This window comes from Chloroflexus sp. MS-G (genome assembly GCF_000735195.1).
GTDB lineage: Bacteria > Chloroflexota > Chloroflexia > Chloroflexales > Chloroflexaceae > Chloroflexus.
The window spans coordinates 1-7,530 of record NZ_JPIM01000160.1 but is presented as its reverse complement, the minus strand read 5'-3'; the positions used below and the strand labels follow the sequence as shown (position 1 = coordinate 7,530).

Below are 7,530 nucleotides of genomic sequence, written 5' to 3'. Positions count from 1 at the left end.
GCATCAATTCTTGCAACCGCATTGTCGGATCAAGATCGAGACGGGTGATCTGGTCAATGCGTTCTTGCCAGAAGCGCAAGATAAACGTGCGTACTGTTTCCAAACCCTGATCGAGATAGATCGCACCAACCAGCGCCTCAAACAGATCAGCCAGCAACTTTTCGCGACTCCGACCGGCCGGATTGTCCTCACCACGCGAGAGATAGGCGTACTGTCCCAAATTGAGTTGACCGGCGCACTCGGCCAGTCCTTTCGTGCTCACCAGCGCAGCACGCCAATGGGTCAGTGTTGCCTCGTTTTGTTCGGGAAAGGTCGTAAACAGCCAGGTTGTTGTTACGAAATGCAACACCGAGTCGCCGAGAAACTCCAACCGCTCATAATCGGTCGGCTGAGACAATCGATGAGATTGTTCGTTAAACAGCGAACGGTGCATAAATGCTCGCTGTAATAACGAACGATCCTGAAACGTAATCCCAATCACCCGCTCAAGCTCTGCTAATCGCTCGGACATACGCGCTATCCGTGGTATTTGCGGAAGGCAAGACAGACGTTATGCCCACCAAAACCAAATGAGTTACTCAGAGCCACTTCGATCTGGGCCGGACGGGGATGGTTCGGCACAAAATCGAGATCACATGCCGGATCGGGATGCTGGAGATTAATCGTCGCCGGTAACAGATTGTTTTGCATTGCCAACACGGTGACAACCGCTTCGATGGCCCCCGCTGCACCGAGAAGATGACCGAACTGCGACTTGCTGGCACTGACCGGCGGTGACTGTTCACGACCGCCGAAGACCTGCTTGATAGCTGCGGTTTCTACCGGATCACCGGACGGCGTCGAAGTAGCGTGGGCATTGATGTAATCGACATCGCCTGGCGTTAGACCACCTCGTTGCAACGCCAGCCGGATCGCTCGTGCCACCCCCTCACCATCTTCGGCCAGATTCGAGATATGATACGCATCAGACGTTGCCCCATAACCGACCACTTCAGCCAGAATACGGGCCCCACGAGCGAGAGCAAATTCGAGGTCTTCGAGGATAAGCACTGCTGCCCCCTCACCCATCACAAAACCGTCTCGCTCAGCATCAAACGGACGTGAGGCGTGGTCATAATCTTCATTACGGGTGGAAAGGGCACGCATCGCATTGAACCCAGCCACCCCAATCGGAGTAATACTGGCCTCACTCCCACCCACAATCATCGCCTTCGCCCAGCCACGTCGAATGGTCTCTGCGGCCTCACCAATTGCATGCGCTGAACTGGCACAGGCCGATGTCACACAGTAGCTTGGCCCACGGGCGCCAGTGACAATCGAAACCTGACCGGCAGCCAGGTTCGTAATCATCGCTGGAATCAAGAAGGGGCTTATCCGTCCTGGCCCACGACTGCGTAGCACCTCTAGCTGCTCAGAGAGTGTTGCAATCCCACCAATTCCACTGGCAATAAAGACCCCAATCTCATCACGATTGGCCGGTGTAATCTCTAGTTCGGCATCACGCAACGCCTCTTTCGTTGCTGCAATTGCAAACTGGACAAAGCGGTCGGTGCGTCGCGCCTCTTTGCGATCCATATAGTTTATCGGATCGAAACCTTTCACCTCGGCGGCAAAGCGGGTATCAAAACCCGTCGGATCGAACAATGTGATCGGACCGACGCCGCTCCGCGCTGCGACGATCCCCTGCCAGAGTTCGGCTACGCTGAGGCCAAGTGGGCTAATTGCCCCCATTCCGGTCACTACCACCCGTCGATCCATGATCACTCCTTAGTGTTGCAAGCAACGAATAACATCGGCGCGCATTATATCATGTTGTACCAGGAACTATGGCAAATGGCTCCCAGTACAACAACGACAGCACCCGGCACAACTACTCGACGGTATTCCGTAATACTCCAATGCCATCAATCTCAGCTTCCATGACGTCACCGGCTTTCAACCAACGCTGTGGCGTCATCCCCATTCCAACCCCAGCTGGCGTACCGGTCGCAATAATATCACCAGGCTCAAGCGTAATGCCGCGGCTGAACGTAGCAATACAGGTCGGAATATCAAAGATCATGTCGCGAGTGGTCGAATTCTGAACTAATTCACCGTTCAGCCGCAATCGAATACCAAGCGCGTGGGGATCGGGAATTTCGTCGGCAGTGACAATCCACGGCCCTAGCGGCGCGCTGCCATCGAGACTCTTGCTGTAGAAGAATTGCTGGTGGCGCGTCTGCAAATCACGGGCACTCACATCATTCATGATGGTATAGCCAAAGACGTAATCGAGCGCAGCACTCGCCGGAATATCCCTTCCGCGTCGTCCAATAATGACAGCTAATTCCACCTCCCAGTCACGCTGGGCCGATACATCGGGCATGAGCGGAACCGGTGCGTTCGGGTGATTTACCGCTGTCGGCATCTTACTAAAGAAGACCGGATATTCCGGCAGTTTTTCCGGCAAACCTTTCGCCCGCAGCGACTCAATCGCGTGCGCGGCATAATTCATGCCTAGGCAGATGATGTTTTTACGCGGACGTGGAATCGGTGCCCGCAGTTCAATCTCAGCCAACGCCAGCCCCCCTTCTGCTGCTGCCACCAGTTTCCGCGCTTCAGCCAGCAGATCAGGCCCGCCATCGATCAGTTCCAACATCGACGCCGCCAACGGCGACAGATCGATGACCTCATCGCCGCGTAGAGCACCAACACGCTCAGCCCCATCATACCGATACGTCAAGAACTTCATACGTCCTCCATATATCCCTTCACGGCGTATTCACCGTAATCGGAATCGGTGTAAAAACCAGGATAAACGTTAAGATACCGATGTATGCCAGCCACCGCCACGGGCCCTCGAGCGGAGAAATCTCGTTCCGCAATGGACTACGCTGCTGACCGATCAAAGCAATCATCACTGCCCAGATGAACCAGCCCGACCAGAAAAATCCCAGGCCGAGGAGTGCCACTGCAACAATCGCACTCATCAGGCGGGCCGCACGCGGGCCAAACAGGGCAAAGAAAATGTGCCCACCGTCAAGCTGACCGGCCGGCAGTAGATTAAGACCGGTCACCAGCAGACCTGCCCAACCGGCAAGTGCCATCGGGTGCAGATAAACATCTTCACCGCCGCTCGGCAGAAAGCGCCCGAAAATCAATATCTTCATTGCCGCGTAGAGCAACGAATTGCCTTCGGTAAAGCTGCCTGGCAACGGTACGACCTGTTTTACTTCCGAAATGCTCAATCCGATGGCCAGTACCGGTATGGCGACGAACAGACCGGCCAATGGCCCGGCAATCCCGATTGCCAGCAGCGCCCGCCGGTTTGGCACCAGGTCTTTTATCGCAATAAATGCCCCCATTGTCCCCAGCAAAAAGAATGGCATTGGAATGAAAAAAGGGTAGCTAACCGCCACGCGCTCACGACGAGCCACAATAAAATGACCTAATTCATGGGCGAGAAGTATCGCCAGCAGTGAACCGCTGAAACTCAGGGCATAACCCCAGTTGAAAACAACTTGACCGGTACTTTCGATATACTCTTGCCCGCCAACCAGCATCGTTGAGGCAACAGTAAGCAAAAAGAGCAACACTGCCAGCCACAAACGTGAAGGCTGGGCTTTAGGCGGTGTAGGAATAAACAGAATTGCCGCACCGGCTGGATCATGCTGAAAAAGCGGTGTGTAACCCAATCGCTCTGCTCGACCCACAATTGCATCATGCGCAGCCTGTGCCTCTAAGAGCAACTGTCCTCGACAGCGGACAGCCCGCTGATCACCATTGGTCAGTTCTTCCGTGGCGCTAACCAGCATCACCTCAGCGGCCAATATGCGGAGTGTAGAAATCGTGTCAATCTCGAACATCATGGTGTTTCCTTTGCTGGAACAGTGTCATGGTTCATCTTACCACAGGCCTGAACAGACCATGCGACCGTCTGTAGATTTCCAGATATTTTCGGAGTTCTCAGCTTTGGGTTCCATTCAATAATAGAACGGGTTACCAATGGCTCGGATCCGGCGAATATCAGGCAACCACTATCGGCAATCGCCAATCCGTGCAATCTCCCTGGGATCGCAGGCCTCTGGCCCGCATTGTGTAGTGCGCAACGAGACCCCCGTCGAGTCGCAGCACGAGCCAGCACAGGAACACCGCTATGTACATCGGTGCGCGAAGATAAGCGTGGTTCCGCCTCATGCTGTGCAAATAGACAGCCAATATCTCGTATAATGAGATAGATTTCAAGAGCGGCACTGTATTCTGTCCTGGATTTTGACCACTAACCAGTGGCCGAATATGAGTATCTATCAACGCCGGGAACAACTATGGCAAACCCCAATGTTATCCTGCGTCGCGATCCCAATACCGGCGCTGCCAATTTGTTGGCCTTCGCCGAATGGCTCTCCCAACCAACGCTACCCTGCCATCTGATCGATGTGCAACTACCACCTGCCCTGCCGCCAACCACCCTCCGCTGGCTCGCACTTTTATTGCGCGAAGAACTTGCAGGAACACTCTACCAGCCAGGAAACACTCAATTTGTGATTGTTGCTCCTGTCAGTAACCACACTGCGCAAACGATGCAGATCGAGCGTCTGCGAGCATTGTTCCAGCGACAAATGCAACGACTCGATCTCAACACCATACCTGTTATTCGGTACCATTCGATTCCTATCAACAGCGATCCGGCAACAATTCTGCAATACCTCACTCCCGACAACGCCGACCCTGGTGCACTCCTCAACCGTTTGATCACGCAACTGGCAGCGTTAGGCACAACCATTAATAACCAACGGCAGTTTGAGGTTGATCCAGTCTCTGGCTTACCCAACAGCCTTATCGCCCGCAGACGTCTCGACGATCTGATACGAATTGCGCTTGAACAAAATCAGCCGTGTAGCATATTGTTGATCAACGGTGACCATCTGCGTCGTTACAATGAACTAAGTTACGCCGCTGGGGATCAACTGATCCGTGATCTGGCAGCAACATTGCGTGAACAATTGCGGCCAAGTGATATTCTCGCCCGTTGGGAGACAGGCGATCAGTTCCTGGCGATACTGCCTCAAACCGGCGTCAGTGGTGCGTCTGCACTGGCTGAACGACTACGCCAACGAATTATCGAGCGTTCACAGCTCTGGCCTTTTCCGGTCACTATCTCGATAGGAATTGCATCCATTCCCCAACATACTCGCGACGCTGATACTATCCTGCGCATCGCAACCGAAGCTGTACTGCGAGCAAAAGCTGCTGGTAAAAACCGCGTCGTGGTCGGCCACTCAGTATGATAAGCAAGGAGCTTGGCAAAACAACCGGCGTGGTGTTGAAAAGCTCTGTATCACTCGTGACACCCAAGCATCAGGCAGTGCGACGTGGTACAATAAAGAGAAATCTGAATCAGGTTACACGCACTGGCAGGTGCCTATGGCAATGATCTTTTATCGAGATATGGAGTTAATCTGCCGCAGTTGCGGAGCAACCTTCATCTTTACTGCTGGCGAGCAAGAGTTCTACGCCGATAAGGGCTTTCTCAATGAACCGACTCGTTGCCCAAAGTGTCGTAACCGTCGCGAGACTCAGCGTCGCCGCACTGAGCCGCGTGCAGAACTAGCAGAGCTAGATGAAGAGTGATTGACCTCCGTTGGCGTCAACGCATCATCTGGGCAGCTTACACCCTGCTTACAGTCGTTGCACTATCACTTGCCCTCCGTCCTGACCCTTACGATACATTACGTCAGGCCGACACCCTCTTTGTTGCCGGTCATTACCGTGCAGCGCTCGTTACCTACGCTTCGCTAACAAACCTCCTGAGCGATGCCTCCCTACGGCTTGGCATCGTCCTGACGGTGCGCAATGAAACCGATCTGGCGCGACGAGCCTTCGCCTCTGCCATTCAAGCTGGTTTGCGGCCACGTGAATATCAGCTCGCTGTACTCTATTTAGGTAATCTGGCGATGCGCGAGGGAGACACGGCAGCAGCATACCGCACCTGGCAGACATTGACCGACTGTACGCCCTTACTCTGTACAGTGCGCGATCTTTTGTTGGCCGATGTCGATCTGAAGGAAGGTAGACTGGATCAAGCCTTCCATATCTACCGGTCAGTCGCTATCGAGCAACTACCCTCTGATTGGGCCAAACTCACCGTTGAACGCCAGACACTACTTGCGACCTTATTCAATCCAACGAACGTATCAATCACTCCAATTCCACAATCAGCAACCTTCGCAGACCCCTTTCTCCAACCCCTGTTACCGCCAATGATCGGTTCAGATATGCTCAACCACGTCCTTACCCTCGATTCAGCGACCCGGCAACAACTCTTTGGCCAGTTGGCACTCGATATGGGTTACGAGCGTTTAGCGCTGGCTTTCTTCGATCAGGCTGAACCAACTGGCGAACATGGGCTGGCAGCAGCGATCTACCGTGCCTATACCCATCTGCGCCTCGGTAACCGACAAGAGGGTATTGAACAGCTTAAACAACTGGCTGACGCTCATCCCGACGATGTCCGCATCTGGTCATTACTAACCGCAGCGTATATCTACACTGGGGATCTGAACGCAGCGGTCAATTCCTTACAGCGCATACAGGCGAGTGGTCGCTCTGATCCGGCCATTGCCTTGATTCAAGCCAAACTGGCCTTCGCACAACGCGATTTTGTCGCTGCTGCCGATGCTTACGAACAGGCCGTCATTCTTGCACCAACCAACGAGCGGTCTTACTACCTGACATTAGCCGCTCGTTTCCACCTCGATAGTGGCTTCGAGCGCTGTACCAGTGGTTTGCAGGCAGCACAGGCGGCTGTGAATATCAGCCCAAACGACCCCGATGCCCTCACCATCTTGGCCGGAACACGGTACTACTGTGGTGATCTGCCGGGAGCTCTGCAAGCTGCCGATGCCGCGCTCGAAGCCGGTGCCGGTAGCGAAGCCCGTTTTTACTACGGCCTAACCCTCAGTGCGCAAGGTGATTTAGATCAAGGTCGCGCTCATCTTGAAGCCGTCGCCGATCAGGCCCCGGCCAGCGTGTGGCGACAACGAGCCGAAACAGTCCTGGAATTGACAGGAGTGAAGTTACCACTGTTTCGTAATCCATGACGTAACAGCATGCTCTGGAGTATCGGTAGCGGCAGGTGCTGAGGTATTAGCGAGGAGCAGCTTCCCAAATCATCTACAGAGCGCAAGGATACACTCAGCTTATCAGATGTACGGGCGCAGCGGCGCTGCGCCCCAACCGATCTTCTTCTGCGACAGGGTATTCCGGATAAGCTCTACCTCACCTTCCCCCAACACAGTACTCGCCCACCAGAAGAGAGCACAGGGAGGCTAGCAGGAGGTTCCGCTCACCCCCTTGCCTCTCCCGTCGCTTCTCTCGCTTGGCACCGGCGTGCCTGCTGCGCACGGCATCCTCGACAAACCACCCGCGTCCACGCCACTTGACAAACCGCGCAAGTTCCGGTATACTTCCCCACGTTGCTAGTGCAACGGTCTCACCTCGCCGGTAGACCTGACAACCCATCGGGCGCGTCATCGCCAACTAGTGTCACGG

The 7,530-nt window shown here is 54.5% G+C and carries 7 protein-coding genes; 3 read left to right on the top strand and 4 right to left on the bottom strand.

The features are described 5' to 3' along the window. From rnc to JE47_RS0118740, 4 genes are all read right to left on the bottom strand, one after another. Positions 1 to 511 (bottom strand): ribonuclease III (gene rnc, locus JE47_RS0118755; RefSeq protein WP_031461219.1); only part of this gene is annotated, 511 nt, incomplete at its 3' end. A gap of 5 nt (positions 512 to 516) precedes the next feature. Continuing rightward, entirely contained in the window at positions 517 to 1,758 is a 1,242-nt protein-coding gene (gene fabF / locus JE47_RS0118750; RefSeq protein WP_031461218.1) for a beta-ketoacyl-ACP synthase II, read from the bottom strand. Positions 1,759 to 1,870: 112 nt separating this feature from the next. Continuing rightward, the gene (locus JE47_RS0118745) at positions 1,871 to 2,731 is read right to left on the bottom strand and encodes a fumarylacetoacetate hydrolase family protein (protein WP_031461217.1); all 861 of its coding nucleotides are present in this window, start codon (positions 2,729 to 2,731) and stop codon (positions 1,871 to 1,873) included. Between the two features lie 19 nt (positions 2,732 to 2,750). Continuing rightward, a complete protein-coding gene (locus JE47_RS0118740; protein WP_236631307.1) occupies positions 2,751 to 3,848 on the bottom strand; it encodes a site-2 protease family protein in 1,098 nt (365 codons plus the stop codon). A gap of 456 nt (positions 3,849 to 4,304) precedes the next feature. On the opposite strand from JE47_RS0118740, the gene JE47_RS0118735 reads away from it, so the two are divergent. From JE47_RS0118735 to JE47_RS0118725, 3 genes are all read left to right on the top strand, one after another. Next, positions 4,305 to 5,267, top strand: a complete 963-nt coding sequence (locus JE47_RS0118735; RefSeq protein ID WP_031461215.1) for a GGDEF domain-containing protein — start codon at positions 4,305 to 4,307, stop codon at positions 5,265 to 5,267. 136 nt (positions 5,268 to 5,403) lie between these two features. Beyond that, entirely contained in the window at positions 5,404 to 5,610 is a 207-nt protein-coding gene (locus JE47_RS0118730) for a zinc-ribbon domain-containing protein (RefSeq protein WP_031461214.1), read from the top strand. Next, positions 5,607 to 7,079, top strand: coding sequence for a tetratricopeptide repeat protein (locus JE47_RS0118725; RefSeq protein WP_031461213.1), 1,473 nt, complete (start codon positions 5,607 to 5,609; stop codon positions 7,077 to 7,079). Before JE47_RS0118730 ends, JE47_RS0118725 begins: the two co-directional genes overlap by 4 nt. Positions 7,080 to 7,530 lie beyond the last annotated feature (451 nt).

Coding starts and splice junctions, on each gene's coding strand:
- fabF (WP_031461218.1), bottom strand. CDS start 1,758: ATGGATCGACGGGTGGTAGTGACCGGAATGGGGGCAATTAGCCCACTT.
- JE47_RS0118745 (WP_031461217.1), bottom strand. CDS start 2,731: ATGAAGTTCTTGACGTATCGGTATGATGGGGCTGAGCGTGTTGGTGCT.
- JE47_RS0118740 (WP_236631307.1), bottom strand. CDS start 3,848: ATGATGTTCGAGATTGACACGATTTCTACACTCCGCATATTGGCCGCT.
- JE47_RS0118735 (WP_031461215.1), top strand. CDS start 4,305: ATGGCAAACCCCAATGTTATCCTGCGTCGCGATCCCAATACCGGCGCT.
- JE47_RS0118730 (WP_031461214.1), top strand. CDS start 5,404: ATGGCAATGATCTTTTATCGAGATATGGAGTTAATCTGCCGCAGTTGC.